14 protein-coding genes are annotated in these 17,551 nt (G+C 72.3%); 2 read left to right on the forward strand and 12 right to left on the reverse strand.

Annotated elements, in window-relative coordinates; all coding sequences use genetic code 11:
* Positions 1-217: 217 nt before the first annotated feature.
* From ACJOT3_RS20725 to ACJOT3_RS20755, 7 genes are all read right to left on the reverse strand, one after another.
* The gene (locus tag ACJOT3_RS20725) at positions 218-1,342 is read right to left on the reverse strand and encodes a cytochrome P450 family protein (protein WP_406974668.1); all 1,125 of its coding nucleotides are present in this window, start codon (positions 1,340-1,342) and stop codon (positions 218-220) included.
* A gap of 164 nt (positions 1,343-1,506) precedes the next feature.
* Positions 1,507-2,745 (reverse strand): cytochrome P450 family protein, encoded by a 1,239-nt coding sequence (locus ACJOT3_RS20730; RefSeq protein WP_406974670.1) that lies wholly within the window; start codon positions 2,743-2,745, stop codon positions 1,507-1,509.
* Positions 2,746-3,044: 299 nt separating this feature from the next.
* Positions 3,045-5,264, reverse strand: a complete 2,220-nt coding sequence (locus ACJOT3_RS20735; protein WP_406974649.1) for a heavy metal translocating P-type ATPase — start codon at positions 5,262-5,264, stop codon at positions 3,045-3,047.
* Between the two features lie 71 nt (positions 5,265-5,335).
* Complete coding sequence (locus ACJOT3_RS20740; protein ID WP_406974651.1) at positions 5,336-5,551, reverse strand: heavy-metal-associated domain-containing protein; 216 nt, start codon at positions 5,549-5,551, stop codon at positions 5,336-5,338.
* Positions 5,552-5,764: 213 nt separating this feature from the next.
* Positions 5,765-6,364 carry a GNAT family N-acetyltransferase gene (locus tag ACJOT3_RS20745; RefSeq protein WP_406974653.1) on the reverse strand — a complete coding sequence of 200 codons (600 nt, stop codon included), beginning with the start codon at positions 6,362-6,364 and terminating at the stop codon, positions 5,765-5,767.
* Positions 6,365-6,552: 188 nt separating this feature from the next.
* The gene (locus ACJOT3_RS20750) at positions 6,553-6,834 is read right to left on the reverse strand and encodes a GNAT family N-acetyltransferase (protein WP_406974655.1); all 282 of its coding nucleotides are present in this window, start codon (positions 6,832-6,834) and stop codon (positions 6,553-6,555) included.
* Positions 6,835-6,987: 153 nt separating this feature from the next.
* Positions 6,988-8,091 (reverse strand): alpha/beta hydrolase fold domain-containing protein, encoded by a 1,104-nt coding sequence (locus ACJOT3_RS20755; protein ID WP_406974656.1) that lies wholly within the window; start codon positions 8,089-8,091, stop codon positions 6,988-6,990.
* 92 nt (positions 8,092-8,183) lie between these two features.
* Between ACJOT3_RS20755 and ACJOT3_RS20760 the strand changes: the two genes are divergently transcribed.
* Positions 8,184-8,738, forward strand: a complete 555-nt coding sequence (locus ACJOT3_RS20760) for a TetR/AcrR family transcriptional regulator (RefSeq protein WP_406974658.1) — start codon at positions 8,184-8,186, stop codon at positions 8,736-8,738.
* A 20-nt stretch (positions 8,739-8,758) separates the two neighbouring features.
* On the opposite strand, the gene ACJOT3_RS20765 is transcribed toward ACJOT3_RS20760, so the two are convergent.
* Genes ACJOT3_RS20765 through ACJOT3_RS20785 form a run of 5 tightly spaced genes read right to left on the reverse strand, consistent with a single transcriptional unit; the run spans position 8,759 to position 16,789 of the window.
* Complete coding sequence (locus tag ACJOT3_RS20765; protein WP_406974671.1) at positions 8,759-9,706, reverse strand: DUF5996 family protein; 948 nt, start codon at positions 9,704-9,706, stop codon at positions 8,759-8,761.
* A gap of 37 nt (positions 9,707-9,743) precedes the next feature.
* The gene (gene narI / locus ACJOT3_RS20770; protein ID WP_406974659.1) at positions 9,744-10,496 is read right to left on the reverse strand and encodes a respiratory nitrate reductase subunit gamma; all 753 of its coding nucleotides are present in this window, start codon (positions 10,494-10,496) and stop codon (positions 9,744-9,746) included.
* Positions 10,493-11,359, reverse strand: a complete 867-nt coding sequence (gene narJ / locus ACJOT3_RS20775; RefSeq protein WP_406974660.1) for a nitrate reductase molybdenum cofactor assembly chaperone — start codon at positions 11,357-11,359, stop codon at positions 10,493-10,495. Before narJ ends, narI begins: the two co-directional genes overlap by 4 nt.
* Positions 11,360-11,369: 10 nt before the next feature.
* Positions 11,370-13,115 (reverse strand): nitrate reductase subunit beta, encoded by a 1,746-nt coding sequence (gene narH / locus ACJOT3_RS20780; protein WP_406974662.1) that lies wholly within the window; start codon positions 13,113-13,115, stop codon positions 11,370-11,372.
* Positions 13,112-16,789: a nitrate reductase subunit alpha gene (locus ACJOT3_RS20785; protein ID WP_406974664.1), complete on the reverse strand. Its 3,678-nt coding sequence runs from the start codon at positions 16,787-16,789 to the stop codon at positions 13,112-13,114. The genes narH and ACJOT3_RS20785 overlap by 4 nt, the downstream gene beginning before the upstream one ends.
* A gap of 165 nt (positions 16,790-16,954) precedes the next feature.
* On the opposite strand from ACJOT3_RS20785, the gene ACJOT3_RS20790 reads away from it, so the two are divergent.
* Positions 16,955-17,551, forward strand: a 597-nt coding sequence (locus ACJOT3_RS20790) for an MFS transporter (protein ID WP_406974666.1), incomplete at its 3' end; no start/stop codon positions are given.

The raw sequence follows: 17,551 nt of genomic DNA on the forward strand, positions 1-17,551 counted from the left end.
GCGCACCCGCCAGGGCCACGACCCCGAACAGACCACCCCCGCACCCCACAGCGTTAACACCACACCCACCCGCCCACCCCGAGCGCAAAAGCTGATCCCGAGCACAAAAAAGGAGGCCGCCCACGGCAATCCCCCAGGACGAGGACCCCGCACAAGTGGGCAACCCCCCGGGGCCAGGGCGGGAGGCCTCCTGCGGCCCTCACCCCCTGCGGCAAGGTCAGCCGTGGAGGCGCACCGGCAGGCTCTCCACCCCCGAGACGATGATGGACGGCAGCGGCGGCAGGTCCTCCGCGGGGACCGCGAGGTCCAGACCGGGGAAGCGCTCGAACAGGCGCGGCAGCGCCTCGTTCACCTCCATCCGGGCCAGGCTCGCCCCCAGGCAGTAGTGCCGCCCGTGGGAGAAGCCCAGGTGGGAGGTGTCCTCCCGGGTGATGTCGAACAGGTGCGCGGTGTCGCCGTGGCGCTCGGGGTCACGGCCCGCGGACGTGTACCCCATGAGCAGGGGCTCGCCCGCCGGGATCCGCACCCCGGCCAGCTCGATCTCCCCGGTGGTGTAGCGCATCGGCACGAACTCGCCCGGCCCGTCCCAGCGCAGCACCTCCTCGACCGCGGCGGACCACTCGGCCTCGCCCGAGGTCAGCAGCTTGAGCTGGTCCCGGTGGGTGACCAGGGCGCGGACCGCGTTGGCTATGAGGTTCATCGTGGTCTCGTAGCCCGCGCTGATGATGAGCACCAGGCTCCAGATCAGCTCGTCCTCGCTGAGCCGGTCCTCCTCGTCGCGTGCGGCGATGAGCGCCGAGGTGAGGTCGTCGCCGGGTTCGGCGCGCTTGGCCGCGACCAGCCCGGTCAGCAGCGTCCACATCTCGAAGAACGTGGCCATGGCGGCCTCGGGGCCGATGCTCTGGTCGAAGAACACCTTGACCAGCCGGTGCAGCTCGCCCCGGTCGGCCGCGGACACCCCGAACAGGTCGCTGATGACCGTCATCGGGAGCGGCTGGGCGAAGTGCGGCTTGAGGTCGACCACCCCGCCGGTGCGCTCCGCCTCGGCGGCCATCCCGTCCAGCAGGTCCTCGACGATGCCGACGACGCCCGCGCGCAGGTGCTCGACGCGGCGCGGGGTGAAGGCCTTGGAGACCAGTTTGCGCAGCCGGGTGTGCTGGTCGCCGTCGCTGGTGAGCATGTTCTCGGCGATGATCCAGGAGATCAGCGGCCAGTCCGGCGGGATCTCCCCGGCGTTGAACGCCCGCCAGTGCCTCTTGTCCTTCTGCACCTGGGGGTGGGCCAGGGCCTCGGTGACGGCGGCGTGCGTGGTGGCCGCCCAGGCGACGACGTCGCCGGGCAGAACGACGGGCACGACGGGGCCGAGTTCGCGCAGGTGGGCGGTCTGGGCCCGGAGGTTTCCGGGCGCGAGACGAACGGGTTCCACAGAGATCCTTCCGCAGGGGGGCAGAGGGCAGGGGTGTGCGGGGTGGGGAAAGGGAACGTGCGGGGCCGGGAAGCGGCCGGTCACGAGCGGCGCAGCAGCCTCCGCAGGAGGTGCGACAGGGACGACACCGCCCCGCCCCGGGCGGGTTCGGGGGCCGGCTCGGGCGCGGCGGCGGGCTCGGGGTCCGCGGGCCGCTGCGGGGTGAAGCGGACCGGCAGGGCCAGCGGGGCCCAGGACAGGGTGGCCAGCCGCCAGCGCAGCTCCTCCGGCGGGACGGCCAGGGCGGGGTCGGGCAGCCGCTCCAGGATCCGGCGGGTGGCGATGGTGGCGATCGTGGTCGCCTCGTCGCGGGCCGGGCAGCGGTGGGGTCCGGCGCCCCACGCCACGTGGGCGCGGTTGGCGCCGTCGGACACCTGCTCGGCGTTCTCCTTCTGGAAGAAGTGGTTGGCGGCGGCGAAGGCGAGCAGGATGGGCGACCCGGCCTCGATGACCCGGCCGCCGTCCAGCGGGACGTCGACGCGCGGGTAGATCACCGGGTAGTTGGTGATCGGCGGGTCGCGCCAGAGCACCCGCTCCACCAGGTCGTTCAGCACCGCCGGGGAGGGGCCGCCGGGGACGCGCAGGGACGGGTCGGTCAGGACGGCCCGCAGGGCGGAGTCGATGAGGGCGGCGGTGGGCTCGTTGGCGGCCGCGATGATGAGGAGGAGCTGCATGATGACCTCCTCGTCCGAGAGCCCGGCGCGGTGCCGGATCAGGCGGCTGGTGAGGTCGTCGCCGGGTTCGCGGTGTTTGGCGTCCACCACCTCCGACAGCGCCCGCTCGGCCTCGGCGTTGGAGCGCTCGGCGTCCACCCCGGCCCACAGGTTGCGCATGGCGGTGACGAACCGCAGCCCCTGGTCCTCGTCCATGCCGAACAGGTCGTTCATGACCAGCAGCGGCAGCATCCGCGCGTACTCGTTGAGCAGGTCTGCCTGGCCGCGGGCGCTGAACTCGTCGATGAGCCGGTCGGCGTAGCGGACGGTGACCGCGGTCAGGTGCTCGGTGGTGACCGCGCCCAGGGCGTCGGTGATCGCCCGGCGCAGCCGCTGGTGCTCGGACCCGTCCACGAACAGGGCGTTGGCGCGGGGCGCCATCATCGGCAGCAGGGGGTTGTCGGGGCCGACCCGGCCCTCGGTGAAGTCCCGCCACAGCCGGGCGTCGTGGGTGAACGTGGTGGTGTCCCGGGACCAGGAGATCAGGGTGGCGTAGTCCGTGACGAGCCAGCCGTGCACCCCGGGCGAGAGCTCGGCGGGGATCACCGGCCCGTGGTCCGCGCGCATCTTCGCGTACGCGCCGTACGGGTCGGGGTGCGGCTCGCTCTGGTACAGCGCGGCGTGGGGGCATCCTGAAGACACGGCGACCTCGGAGGGTGGGGTGACGCGGCCAGGCACGGTGGTCCCGGACGTACCCGGCCCGGAACCCCTGCGGGTGTGCGGGCTCACACTAGCGTCCCGGATCGCGCCGATGCGAGGGCCGGTCCGTCCTGTGCCCCCTGCTCTCCCGGTGACCTGGAGTGATGCGTCCGTGACCGGTCCCGGCCACGGCGGTGCCCGCCCTCCCGGGAGGGCGGGCACCTGGTTCAGCGGCCGAAGCGGTGCAGCCGCTGGCTGTTGGTCACCACGAACACGCTGGAGACGGCCATGGCGGCACCGGCGAGCATCGGGTTGAGCAGCCCGGCGGCGGCCAGCGGGATGGCGGCCGCGTTGTAGGCGAAGGCCCAGAACAGGTTGCCCTTGATGGTGTTGAGGGTGCGGCGGGAGAGCCGGATGGCGTCGGCGGCGGCCCGCAGGTCGCCGCGGACCAGGGTGAGGTCGGAGGCCTCGATGGCGACGTCGGTGCCGGTGCCCATGGCCAGGCCCAGGTCGGCGCGGGCCAGCGCGGCGGCGTCGTTGACGCCGTCGCCGACCATGGCCACCGTGCGGCCCTCGGACTGGAGACGCTCGATGACGGCGACCTTGTCCTCGGGCAGGACCTCGGCGATGACCTCGGTGATGCCGACCTCGGCGGCGACGGTGTGGGCGACCGCCTCGTTGTCGCCGGTGAGCAGGATGGGTGTGAGCCCCAGTTCCCGGAAGGAGCGGACGGCCTCGGCGCTGGTGGGCTTGACGGTGTCGGAGACCGCCAGCACGCCGCGGGCGCGGCCGTCCCAGCCGACGGCGACGGCGGTGCGGCCCAGGTTGTGGGCCTCCTTCATCGCCTGGCGGAGGTCCTCGCCCAGCGGCTGGGACCACTCCTCCAACAAAGCGGGGCGGCCGACCAGGACGGCGTGGCCGTCGACGACGCCCTGGACGCCCAGGCCCTCGACGTTGGCGAAGTCCTCGGGGGCGGGCAGGGTGCCGCGGGCGGCGGCCCCGGCGGCGACGGCCTGGGCGATGGGGTGCTCGGAGGCGTTCTCCAGCGCCCCGGCCAGCCGCAGCACCTCGTCCTCGTCCTCGCCGTCGGCGGCCACGACCTCCACCAGCGCCATGGTGCCGGTGGTGACGGTGCCGGTCTTGTCCAGCACGACCGTGTCGATGCGGCGGGTGCTCTCCAGGACCTCGGGGCCCTTGATGAGGATGCCCATCCGGGCGCCGCGCCCGGTGCCGACCATGAGGGCCATCGGCGTGGCCAGGCCCAGGGCGCAGGGGCAGGCGATGATGAGGACGGCGACGGCGGCGGTGAACGCGGCGGTGGCGGGTTGGCCGGTGCCGAGCCAGAAGCCGAGGGTGGCGACGGCGATGATGATGGCGACGGGGACGAAGACCCCCGAGACGCGGTCGGCCAGGCGCTGCACCTTCGCCTTGCCGTTCTGGGCGTCCTCGACCAGGCGGGCCATCTGCGCCAGCTGGGTATCGGAGCCCACCCGGGTGGCCCTGACGACGAGGCGTCCGCCGGCGTTGACGGTGGCGCCCACGACGGCGTCGCCCGGGCCGACCTCCACCGGCACGGACTCGCCGGTGAGCATGCTCAGGTCGACGGCGGAGGTGCCGGTCTCGACGGTTCCGTCGGTGGCGACCTTCTCGCCGGGCCGGACCACGAACCGGTCGCCCACCGAGAGCTGATCGACGGGTACGAAGACCTCTCGGTCGCCGCGCAGCACGGCGACCTCCTTGGCGCCCAGCTCCATGAGGGCGCGCAGGGCCGCCCCCGCCCGCCGCTTGGAGCGGGCCTCGAAGTACTTGCCCAGCAGGATGAAGGAGGTGACCCCGGCGGCGACCTCCAGGTAGATGTTGGCGGAGCCGTCGGTGCGGGCGATGGTGAGCTCGAAGGCGTGCGTCATGCCGGGTTCGCCCGCGGTGCCGAGGAACAGCGCGTACAGGGACCACAGGAACGCGGAGGTCACCCCCAGTGAGACGAGGGTGTCCATGGTGGCGGTGCCCAGGCGCAGGTTCTTCCACGCGGCGACGTGGAAGGGCAGCGCGCCCCAGACCACGACCGGGGCGGCCAGCGCGAGCGAGGCCCACTGCCAGTGGGTGAACTGGAGCGCGGGGACCATCGCCATCGCGATGACCGGGACCGACAGCAGCAGGGAGACGGCGGCGCGGTCGCGCAGCGGCCGGGCGGGGTCGTCGGGGGCGGCGCCGGGCTCCGGTTCGGCCCGCGGGGGCCGGGGGACCTCGGCGGTGTACCCGGCCTTCTCGACCTGGGCGATGAGCTCCTCGACCGCCACGGGCGAACCGTCGAAGGAGACCTTGGCCTTCTCGGTGGCGAAGTTGACGGTGGCGGTGACGCCGTCCATCCTGTTGAGCCGCTTCTCCACGCGGTTGGCGCAGGCGGCACAGGTCATGCCGCCGATGGCCAGTTCAACGGGTGCGCTCATTCTCGGTGCTCCTCCTGCCGGAACGCGGCTCGGGGCCGACCCGGGGGCCGGCCCCGGCCGTCGCCGGTCTTTCAGCTGCGGACCTCGTAGCCGGCCTCGTCGATGGCGGCGCGCACGGCGGCGTCGTCCACGGTGCCCTCGCCGGTCACGGTCACCTTCTTGGCGCCCAGGTCCACCTGGACGTCGGTGACGCCGGCGACCGCACCGACCTCCTGGGTGACGGAGTTGACGCAGTGACCGCAGCTCATGCCGTCAACGGTGTAAACAGCGGTGGTCGTGGTGGCCATTTCGCCTCCTGTAGTGACGTGCGACTGTCCCAACACGACCCACCATACCCCTAGGGGGTATCACTTCGTCAAGCGGACCCACCCCTGATGGACGCGTCCCCCGGAACATTACCCCAGGGGGGTACCGAACACACGGGGGCACCGGGCGCACGAGGGTACCGAGCGCACAAAAAACGCGGGGGGCCGCGACCCCCCGCGTGAGCGCTCCCAGCGCTACTCCTGTTTCAGCTCCAGCCTGGCGATGACCCGCTCGCTGGTGTGGTGGTCCGTCAGCGTGAACCCGGCCCTCCGGAACATCTCCACCGTCCCGGCGTACACCTCGGCGCTGGGCGCGCGGCCCCCGGCCGTGTCCACCGGGTAGGCCTCCAGCACCCGCGCCCCCTGGGACCGCGCGTACTCGATCGCCCCGTCCAGCAGGCGGCCGCCCATCCCGCGGCGGCGGCGCCGCGGCGGCAGCCAGAAGCACACCAGGGACCACACCCCGGGCTCGTCGGGGTCGGCGGGGCGCAGCGTCCGGGAGCGGGACAGCCGGATGTAGTCGCCCCGGGGCGCCACCGACACCCAGCCGCAGGGGCCCTCCTCGTCGTAGGCGAGCAGGCCCGGGACCCGGCCGTCGAGGGTGAGCCTGCGCAGCTCCTCCTTGTTGTCCGCACCCCGCCTGGACCGCTCGCACGTGGTGCTCTCCGTGTAGTCCTTGGCCCGCCTGCGGAAGAAGGTGCACCAGCAGTGCCCGTAGGCTCCGGTCGGCCCGAACAGGTTCTCCAGGTCGTCCCACCGCTCGGCGGTGGCGGGCTCGATGGAGACGATGGACATGGGGGGCTCCCTCTCGAACACAATGACCGCCACTGTGACCCAGAACACTAGCGGTGATTCGCCGTGACCGAAAGAACACGGATGCAATCACATGGACGGAAAATCACGAAAGCGCCCACATGTCCCCCTCGCCCCGGTGTCCACGGGGGCGTCACCACCGGCAGGCCCGTGCCCGTGGGCGATCCGGCTCACTGCACGAGGTCGGCGTACTCCTTGTTCTTGGCGATGTACGCCTGCGCGTAGGGGCAGACCGGCATGACCTTCAGCCCCTTGGCCCGCACGTCGTCCAGCGACCGGCGCATGAGCTCGGCCGCCACCCCGCGCCCCTGGTGGACGGGGTCCACCTCCACGTGCGGGAGCGCCAGCACCCCGTCCTCCAAGCGGTGGTACGCCGAGAAACCGACCACCTTCCCATCGACGCTGACCTCGTACCGCGAGCGGTCCGGCACGTCGACGACCGTCAGGTCCATGGCTCTCCCTCACTCGTGCACGCCCGATGCGCACACCCAATGCCACTTTCCCACCCATACCCCCCGGAGAAACACGAGGTCCCGCGGGCGGGATGCGGCCGCCGCGCCACAGGCCCGGAGCGAAGGGGCCTCGGGCGCCCCGACGGCGCTCCCCTACCCGTCGGCGGCGTCGAGGTGCTCCCGGAGGAACCCGGCCGCGGCCGCCCTCGTCCGCACCGCCTCGGGCAGGTCGACCTCCCAGTGGTGGCCGTGCCACATGCCCTCGCTCACCAGCAGCCGGTTCTCGACCCCGGCCTCCTCCAGCCGCCAGGAGAGCCGGACGTTGTCGCTGAGGTTCATGTCCCGGGTCCCGGCGGTGAGGACGGTCGGCGGGAAGTCCGCGGGAAAGTCCGCGTAGACCGGCGAGACCCCGGGGGAGTCCAGGGGTTCGTCCCCGGCGTAGACCCGGCCCGGGACGTCGATCCGCAGGTTGGCGACGAGGCCGTCGCGGCGGTCGTTGGCCTCGACGCTGTCACCGATACCGGTGAGGTCGGTGATGGGGGTGAACAGCGCGAGCGCGGCGGCCATCGGCAGGCCCTCCTCGGCGGCGGCGAGCACGGCCGAGGCGAGGAGGTTGCCGCCCGAGGAGCTGCCGAACGCGATGACGTCGGCGGGGTCGTGCTCGGCGACCAGTTCGCGGTACACCGCGAGGACCTCGTTGACCGCCTGCGGGTAGACGGCCTGCGGGGAGAGCGTGTAGTTCACCGAGTACACGGGCATCCCGAGTTCGTGGGCGAGCATCAGGCCGACCCGTTCGCGCGCGCTGCCCAGGAAGAAGCCGCCGCCGTGGACGTTGAGGGCGATCCGCCCCTCCTGCCCGGGTGCGATCTCCGGCGGGGTGACGACCAGGACGGGCACGCCGCCGACCGTCCGGTCCTCCACGGTGAGGGAGTACCTCTCGATCAGCTCGTCCTGCACCGGGCGCTCCTGTTCCTCGAAGGCCGCCGCCTCCCGGGCGAGCCGCTCCTCGGTGACGACCGTGCTGACCAGGAAGTCGGGCAGGAAGATCGGGCGCATGCCGTCCAGGTGGCGGGCGGCCTCCTCGCTCATCGCGGCGCGCTGGGCGTCGGTCACCTCCAGGGGGCGGTCGCCGTAGGTGCGCGCCGTGTACCCGGCGACCAGGGCGAGCACGACCCCGGTGACGCCGAGGGCGAGGAGGACACGGCGGCGGCGGGACCGGCGGGGCCGACCGGGTCCGGGTTCGGGCGGGACGGACATGGCGACTCCTCAGTGATGTAACCAAACGGTTGGATACAACATAGGCGCATCGCCCACCGGACACAACCAACCTTTTGGTTACACTGACTTCCATGGTCACCAAGGACTCCGCAGCCACCAAGCGGCGCATCCTCTCCGCCGCCCGCGCCGAGTTCGCCGAGTACGGCATCGCCGGGGCCCGCATCGCGCGGATCGCCGCCGCGGCCGCCTGCAACAAGCAGCTGATCTACGCCTACTTCGGCGACAAGGACGGGCTCTACCGGGCCGTGCACGCCGAGATCGTGGCCCAGGTGACCGAAGCGGTGCCGTTCGACGCCGAGGACCTCGCCGGGTACGCCGTTCGGCTGTTCGACTTCCACGCGTCCGCCCCCGACGTCCACCGGCTCACCCGCTGGGCGGAACTGGAGCGCCCCGCGGCGGCGGTGTCCGCCGCCGGGGCGGAGGCGACGGCCCGCAAGATCGAGGCGATCCGCCGGGCGCAGCGGGCCGGGAAGGTGACCTCGGACCGGGCGGCCGACGAGATCCTGCTCCTGGTCCTGGGCCTGGCGGGCCTGGGCGCGCCGGGGACCCCGGAGGCCGCCTACAACGACGACCCCGAGCGCTTCCGGCGGATGATCCGCCGCGCCGTGACCGACCTCGTCGGCTGAGCCCGGCCCCGCACCGCCCTTCAGGTCTCGATACGTCCGCCCTGGTAGGAGTCGGTGACCCCCCGCGGACAGGCCAGCCCGTCGACGTCCCACCCGGCCAGGGTCGCCCCGGCCCGGTACCCGCTCTCCAGGAAGTCCAGCACCGACCGCACCGGGTCGGCCTCCTTGCGCACGTCCGCGTACCGGTACAGCGCCAGGTGCCCCTCCCCGCTCGCCACCCACGCGGCCGCGGCCGGCCGCAGCGGCTGTCCGGTCAGCCCCTCCGGCTCCGGCGCGGTGTAGGAGTAGAAGCAGGGCTCGGGGATCTTGTCGTCGCCGAACCAGAACCCGAAGCTCACCGCCTCCCGCGAGTACGCCTCGCGGACCAGTCCCCCGACGTCCGGGGGCTGGGGCACCGCCCGCTCCGAGAACCGGGTGACCGCGATGTCGAAGGTGTGCCAGAAGTGGTGCACCGGGCTGGTCTTGCCGGAGAACCCGGCGGCGAACTCCTCCAGCACCAGGTTCACCTGGCTCAGCACCCGCCAGTATTTCAGCGCCTTGTCCGGGTCGTACGCCGCGTGCTCGGTGTCCTGTGCGAACGGCCGCCCGTGGTCGGGCAGGTCGAACGGTGTGGCGTGCGGAAAGCTGCCGTCGACCCCCAGCGAGTCCAGCGCCGACTGCAACGCCAGGTAGAAGGACGCCACGCTGTGCCCCTGGAGCGGGAACGACGCCTCGTTCCCGTCGGTGGTCGTGGCGACCAGCCGGTGGCGCAGGAAGTCGAAGTCCACCGTGAAGACCGGGTTGCCGTCGAACAGTCCCATCGGCCGCGTCGTGACACCGCTCCCCGTCAGGTGGAACGGCACGTGCCACCAGTGGTTGCGCCGCGGGCTGTGGTGCAGCCGCACCTTGCCGACGATCTGCTCGAACCGGTGGATGGTCTGCTTGGTGTCGTTCCACTCCTCCAGGGGGAACGCCGGAAAGATCTCCATGGTCTCCTCCGAGGTCATGGTCTGCTCCGCAGTCCGGTCACCAGCCGCGGCGACCGGCCCGCTCGGCCTGCCCGGCCCCGCCGGCGTGCACGTCCCGGGTGCGGTACAGCACGTACGGCCGGAACAGGTACCCCACCGGGGCGCTGAACATGTGCACCAGCCGCGTGAACGGCAGCAGTACGAACAGCGCCAGCCCCATCAGCGCGTGCACCCGGTACGGGAGCTCCGCCGCGGCCATCGCCGCGATGTCCGGGTTCAGGATCCAGATGGACCGGAACCACGGCGACACCGTCGTCCGGTAGTCCTGCGCGTGCCCGCCCGCGACCTCCACCCCGGCGAAGTACACCGTCATGCCCAGCCCGGTGAGGATCGCCAGCACCAGCACCAGGTACATGGCCTTGTCGTTGGCGGTGGTGGCGCTGAACACCGGCCCGGTGGTGCGGCGGCGCCACACCAGCAGCGCCACCCCGGCGAGCGTGCACACCCCCGCGACCAGCCCCAGGGACAGCGCGGTCACGTGGTACAGGGTGTCGGAGACACCCAGCGCCCGAGTCCAGGCCTCCGGGACGAGCAGGCCGATCACGTGGCCGACGATCACCACCAGCAGGCCGAAGTGGAACAGCGGGCTGCCGATCCGCAGCAGCCGCGACTCGTACAGCTCCGAGGAGCGTGTGGTCCACCCGAACCGGTCGTAGCGGAACCGCCAGATCAGGCCGCCCACCACGATCACGAGCACGACGTAGGGCAGGATCCCCCACAGGAACAGGTCGGCCCCGCCGTACCCCGTCACCGTGCCTCCCTCTCCCTGGAGTCCTCCGCGGCGCCCTCGCGGGCCGCGCGCGGCCGCGGCACCGGGCCGCAGCCGCAGCCCTCCGCGCCCGTGTCCGCGCCCGCATCCGCGGCGGTGTCCGCCATCGGCAGCGGGTTGCGCACCCCGTAGGGCTCCAGCCCCACGTCCTCCGTGGGCGGCCCCTGCACGACCAGCCGGTCCACCGCCGCCCGGTCGGCCGCGCCCTGCGGCGGCAGGGTCTGGCGGACCGCGTCCACCACCCGCGCGTACGGCGTCCCGTACTCCTCCAGGGCCCGGGCCAGCAGGTCGAGCCCGGGCCGGAACCGCAGCAGCAGCTCCCCGCCGCGGACACCGTCGCCGCGGGCGGCGAACTCCAGCAGCACCGCCAGGTGGTCGGGCAGCTCCCCGGGCAGGACCTCCCAGCCCGCCTCCCGGTACACCGCCTTGATCTCGGCCAGGGAGTGGCCGCGCCGCCGGGTGTCCCCGTCGGTGTAGTAGGTCATGTGCAGGGACCTGCGCCGGCGCAGGTCGAACACGTCGACGTAGTGGGTGCACAGCTCCAGTTCGGGTGTGCCGCTGGCGTGGTCGCAGAACTCCTGGAGGGACTCGCGCACGGTCCCCCGGGGCAGCTCCGCGACCGCCCGGGCCACCAGCGGCAGCCGTTCGAAGAACGCCTGGTCGGGGTAGCCGAGCAGGACGGACGCCGCCTGGTGGGTGACCGCCCTGCGGTGCGCCCGCCGGGCGGGCCGCCCGGCGCCGAGCCAGCCCGTCCTGGCCGGCCGCGCGGCCTTCGCGGACCGCTGGGAGGCGGTCGGCTCCGGGGCGGACTCCCCCGCCCCGGCCGTGTCGGTGGTGGTGCTCATTGCAACCCCCTCACGCGGAGCGGCCGGAGCCGTCCCCGCCGTCGGTGTCGTGGCCGCCTTCGCGGGGCGGGAAGAGCCCGTCGGGCCGCCCGTTCCCGTCCCAGTTGAGGAGGTTCACCCTCCCCCTGGTGGCGGTGTGCTCTTCGCTGGTCTGCCGGTGGCGCAGCGCGTGGAAGGTCTCGACCGAGGCCGCGTCGGGCCGCCCGGACGCCTCGCCGAGCGGCACCCCGCCCATGCCGCCCATCCCGGGGCCGCCCTCGAAGTCGAGGCTGCACCCGATCTCGTCGATGACCCCCCGGTCGGCGTCGTCCACCCCGTAGGCGGTGGGGATGACGTACCGCTCGTCGTACTTGGCCAGGGCGAGCAGGCGGTACATGTCCTCGATGTCGCGTCCGCCCATCCCCACCGCCTCGGCGATGGACGCGTCGCGTTCCTGGCCGAGGTTGATCCGGCGCATGTAGGAGCGCATGGCGGCCAGGCGGCGCAGCACCAGCCGCACCGGCCCCGGGTCGCCCGCGGTGAACAGCTCGGCCAGGTACTCCACCGGGATGCGCAGCGTGTCGATGGCGCCGAAGAGGTTGTCGGCGTCCTCGCCGTCGTGCCCGGTCGAGGTGAGCGTGTCGACCACCGGCGACAGCGGCGGCACATACCAGACCATCGGCATCGTGCGGTACTCCGGGTGCAGCGGCAGCGCCACCCCGAACCGCTTGGCCAGCGCGTACACCGGGGACCGGGACGCCGACTCCACCCACCGGTCGGGGATGCCGTCGCGGCTCGCGGCGGCCCGCACCGCCGGGTCGTCGGGGTCCAGGAACACGTCAAGCTGCGCCGGGTAGAGGTCCTTCTCGTCCTCCACCGCGGCGGCCTCCCCCACCCGGTCGGCGTCGTAGAGCACGACCCCCAGGTAGCGCAGCCGCCCCACACAGGTCTCCGAGCACACCGTCGGCATGCCCACCTCGACCCGGGGGTAGCAGAACGTGCACTTCTCGGCCTTGCCGGTCTTGTGGTTGAAGTAGACCTTCTTGTACGGGCAGCCGGTGACGCACATCCGCCAGCCCCGGCAGCGGTCCTGGTCCACCAGCACGATGCCGTCCTCGGCCCGCTTGTACAGCGCGCCGCTGGGGCAGGTGGCCACACAGGCCGGGTTGAGGCAGTGCTCGCAGATGCGCGGCAGGTAGAACATGAAGGTCTCCTCGAAGGAGAACCTCACCCTGTCGCCCAGCTTCTTCACGATCGGGTCGTGCCGGGCCAGCTCCGGCCCGCCCGCCAGGTCGTCGTCCCAGTTGGCGCTCCAGGTGACCTGCATGGGCTCGCCGGTGAGCGCCGAACGCGGCGAGGCCACCGGGAAGTCGTCGCCCAGCGGCGCGTTGAGGAGCGTGTCGTAGTCGTAGGTCCAGGGTTCGTAGTAGTCGTGGATGGACGGCATCACCGGGTTGGCGAAGATGGTCGCCAGCCGCTTGAGCCGCCCGCCGGCCCGCGGCACCAGGCGCCCCCCGGGGGTGCGCACCCAGCCGCCCTTCCACTTCTCCTGGTCCTGGTAGGTGCGCGGGTACCCCTGGCCGGGCCGGGTCTCGACGTTGTTGAACCAGGCGTACTCCACGCCGCTGCGGTTGGTCCACGCCTGTTTGCAGGTGACCGAGCAGGTGTGGCAGCCGATGCACTTGTCAAGGTTCATGACCATGGCGACCTGCGCCATGACCCGCCCGATGGGCCGGCCCTGTGCCCGCTCCCCCGTGCGCTCCTGCGCGGTGCTCATCGGTAACGCACCTCCGTCGTCCTCTTGCGCACGACCGTGATCTCGTCGCGCTGGTTGCCGGTCGGCCCGAGGTAGTTGAACGCGTAGGTGAACTGCGCGTACCCGCCGATGAGGTGGGTGGGCTTGACCAGCAGCCGGGTGAGCGAGTTGTGGATGCCGCCGCGCCGCCCGGTCGTCTCCGTCTTGGGCACGTCGATGGTCCGCTCCTGGGCGTGGTGCATGTACACCGTCCCGGTGGGCATCCGGTGCGAGACCACCAGGCGGGCGGCGACCACGCCGTTGCGGTTGACCGCCTCCACCCAGTCGTTGTCGGCGGCGCCGATGGCGCGGGCGTCGGCGGTGCTCATCCAGATGGTGGGGCCGCCCCGGGACAGGGTCTGCATGAGCAGGTTGTCCTGGTACTCGGAGTGGATGGACCACTTGGAGTGCGGGGTCAGGTAGCGCACGACCACCTCGCGCTGCCCGGTCGGCCCGATCCGTGGTTCCCCGAACAGCCGGGAGATGTCCAGCGGCGGCCGGTACACCGGGAGCACCTCGCCGAACTCCTGCATCCAGTCGTGGTCGAGGTAGAAGTGCTGGCGGCCGGTGAGGGTGTGCCAGGGCTTGTCGTGCTCCAGGTTGATGGTGAACGGCGAGTACCGGCGGTCGCTCGACTCCTTGCCGGACCACTCGGGGCTGGTGCCCACGGGGGTGGGCCCGGTGCGGGCGTCGGCGAACACCACCCGGCGTTCGGCACAGTGGGCGATCAGCTCGTCCATGTCGGTGCCGGTGCGCTCGGCGAGCCGCTCGAACCCCTGGGCGGCCAGTCGGCCGTTGCTGGTCCCCGACAGGGCGAGGATCATCTCGCACACCTTGACGTCGGTGTCCAGGGCGGGGCGGCCGTCGGCGACCCCGCCGTGCACGGTGCCGTTGCGTTCGCGCAGCCACTCCACCTCCTCGTCGGGGGTGAAGGACACGCCCTTGACCGGCAGCCCCCTGGCCTCGGCGAGCGGTCCCAGCGCCGCCATCTTCTGGGCGACCGCCGAGTAGTTGCGGCGCACCGCGACGATGCCGGGCATGGTGCGCCCCGGCACCGGCCGCTCCCCCGCGGCCTTCCAGTCCGGCGGGACCCCGTGCGGCTGGGCGAGCTCACCGGCCGTGTCGTGCTGGTGCGGGACCGCGACCAGGTCGGTGACCTCCCCCAGGTGCTCGGCGGCCAGGGTGCTGAACGCCTTGGCCAGTTCCTGGAAGATCGCGAAGTCGGTGCGGGTCTCCCAGGGCGGGTCGATCGCCGGGTTGAACGCGTGCACGTAGGGGTGCATGTCCGTGGTGGACAGGTCGTGCTTCTCGTACCAGGTGGCGGCCGGGAGCACGATGTCGGACAGCAGCGTGGTGCTGGTCATCCGGAAGTCCATGGACAGCAGCAGGTCGAGCTTGCCCTCGGGGATGTCGTCCCGCCAGGTGACCTCGGTGGGCCGGTGGTCGGGTCCGGCGGGTTCGGCCTGGAGGTTGGAGTGGGTGCCCAGCAGGTGCTTGAGGAAGTACTCGTTGCCCTTGGCCGAGGACCCGAACAGGTTGGACCGCCAGATGGTGAGGGTCCGCGGCCAGTTCGCCGGGTCGTCGGGGTCCTCCGCCGCGAACCGCAGCGTCCCCTCGGCCAGCTGGTCGGCCACGTACTCGGCCGGGTCCACCCCGCGTTCGGCCGCCTCCCTGCCCAGCTGGACGGGGTTGCGGTTGAACGTGGGGAAGGACGGCATCCAGCCCATGCGCGCCGAGGCCGCCACCAGGTCCGCGGTGTGGCGGCCCGCCAGCCGCCCCGGGCCCAGCGGCGAGGTGAGGGCGTCGGCCGTGTAGGTGTCGTAGCGCCACTGGTCGGTGTGCGTGTACCAGTAGGCGGTCCCGGCCATGAACCGGGGCGGGCGCGACCAGTCCATGCCGGAGGCGTAGGCCGCCCAGCCGGTGGCGGTGCGGCACTTCTCCTGGCCGACGTAGTGCGCCCACCCGCCGCCGTTGACCCCCTGGCAGCCGGTGAGCAGCAGCAGGGCCAGGAAGGCCCGGTAGGCGTTCTCCCCGTGGAACCACTGGTTGGTGCCCGCGCCCAGGATGATCATGGCGCGGCCGCCGCTGGCCTCGGCGGTGTCGGCGAACTCGCGGGCGATCCGCGCGGCCCGCTCGGCCGGGACGCCGGTCAGCTCGGCCTGCCAGGCGGGGGTGCAGGGCTGGGACGGGTCGTCGTAGCCGGTGGGCCAGGTGCCCGGCAGGCCTGACCTGCCCACCCCGTACTGGGCCAGGACCAGGTCGAACACGGTGGTGACCAGGCGCCCGCCCACCCGGCGCACCGGCACGCCCCGGGTGATGACGTCGGCCTCGCCGGTGGGGGTGTCGAACCGGGTCAGGGCGACCTCGACGGCCTCGGCGCCCTCCTCGTAGAAGGTCAGCTCCGGGACCCGGCCGTCCAGGCGCAGGTTCCACTTGCCGACGCCGTCCTCGCCCCACCGGTGGCCGAGCGTCCCGTTGGGCGCGTACGGCCCGTCCTCCCCCCGCGGCCAGACGACGGGCTTGAAGTCGGCGTTCGCGACGCCCTCCGCCCCCGGCAGGTCGGCGGCGGTGAGGAACTTGCCCGGCACCCGGCGTCCGTCCCGCGCCTCGACCTCCACCAGGAACGGCAGGTCCGTGTAGGTGCGGGCGTAGGAGTCGAACCGCTCGACGGGCGCGTCGACGAACCGCTCCCTGAGGATGACGTGGCCCATGGCCATGGCCAGCGCCCCGTCGGTGCCCGGGTGCGGGGCCAGCCACTCGTCGGCGAACTTGGTGGCGTCGCTGTAGTCCGGCGAGACCACCACGACCTTCTGCCCCCGGTAGCGGGCCTCCGCCATCCAGTGCGCGTCCGGGGTGCGGGTGACCGGGACGTTGGAGCCCCACAGCATCAGGTAGGCGGCGTCCCACCAGTCGCCGGACTCCGGGACGTCGGTCTGGTCGCCGAACACCTGCGGGGACGCCACCGGCAGGTCGGCGTACCAGTCGTAGAACGACAGCATGGAGCCGCCGAGCAGGTTGACGAACCGGGCGCCCACCCCGTGGGAGACCATCGACATCGCCGGGATCGGCGAGAAGCCCGCGATCCGGTCCGGGCCGTAGCGCTTGATCGTCAGCACGTGCGAGGCGGCCGCGATCTCCAGCGCCTCCGCCCAGGTGGTGCGCACCAGGCCGCCCTTGCCGCGGGCCCGCTGGTAGCGGCGGCGTTTGGCGGGGTCGGTGGTGATCTCCTCCCAGGCCGCCACCGGGTCGCCCAGGCGGCCCCTGGCCTCCCGGTACATCTCGGCCAGCACCCCGCGCACATAGGGGTAGCGGACCCGGGTCGGCGAATAGGTGTACCAGGAAAAGGCGGCACCGCGCGGGCAGCCCCGGGGTTCGTATTCGGGGCGGTCGGGCCCCACCGACGGATAATCGGTCGCCTGGGTTTCCCAAGTGATGATTCCGTCTTTTACATAAACATTCCAAGAACAGGAACCGGTGCAGTTGACACCGTGGGTGGAACGCACGACGCGGTCATGGCTCCAGCGGTCCCGGTAGAAGACATCGCCCTCACGTCCGCCTTTCCTGACCTGGGCGCGGTCTCCGTCCAGGGATTCCGATCCGGTCAGGTAGGTACCGAGGCGGAGCAGCGATTCACCGGCTTTGCCTTTTGCCGCCATGAAGATGACACCCCGTTCAACAGCCCGCGTCCGGCACCCACCACATTCCGTTAATGAATATGCCTGTTCGGCGCGGAAAGTCACGCTTCCCACACCGGTCCGGGTGACAATCGCGGCAGATCCATTCGAATCGCCGAGATCGGTGTCGGAAGACGGGGAGCCGCCATGCGAGCGGAAGTCGGGAGACGGGCGACGCGTTCCGGTACGGCGGGCGGCAACCTCGCCCTGGCCACGGCGGCGTTCGCACTGACCTTCTGGGCGTGGAACCTCATCGCGCCGCTGTCCAAGACGTACTCCGAGAGCCTGGGGCTGAGCCCGACGCAGACGTCCCTGCTGGTGGCGTTCCCCGTCCTGGTGGGCTCGCTGGGGCGCATCCCGGTGGGCGCGCTCACCGACCGGTACGGCGGCCGGGTGATGTTCACGGTGGTGTGCTTCATCAGCATCGTCCCGACGTTCCTGGTGGGGCTGTCCGGCGGGTCCTTCGGGATGCTGCTGCTGTGGGGGTTCTTCCTGGGGGTGGCGGGCACGTCCTTCGCGGTCGGCATCCCGTTCGTCAACGGCTGGTACGAGGCGAACCGGCGCGGGTTCGCGACCGGTGTGTTCGGCGCGGGCATGGGCGGCACGGCGCTGTCGGCGTTCCTCACCCCGCGGCTGGTCGACGCGATGGGGCTGTTCACCACCCACCTGCTGATGTGCGCGGCGCTCGCGGTGATGGGCGCGGTCATGTGGTTCTTCTGCCGCAACGCGCCCGGGTGGACCCCG

It is taken from the genome of Nocardiopsis protaetiae (assembly GCF_045446735.1).
Taxonomy (GTDB): domain Bacteria; phylum Actinomycetota; class Actinomycetes; order Streptosporangiales; family Streptosporangiaceae; genus Nocardiopsis; species Nocardiopsis protaetiae.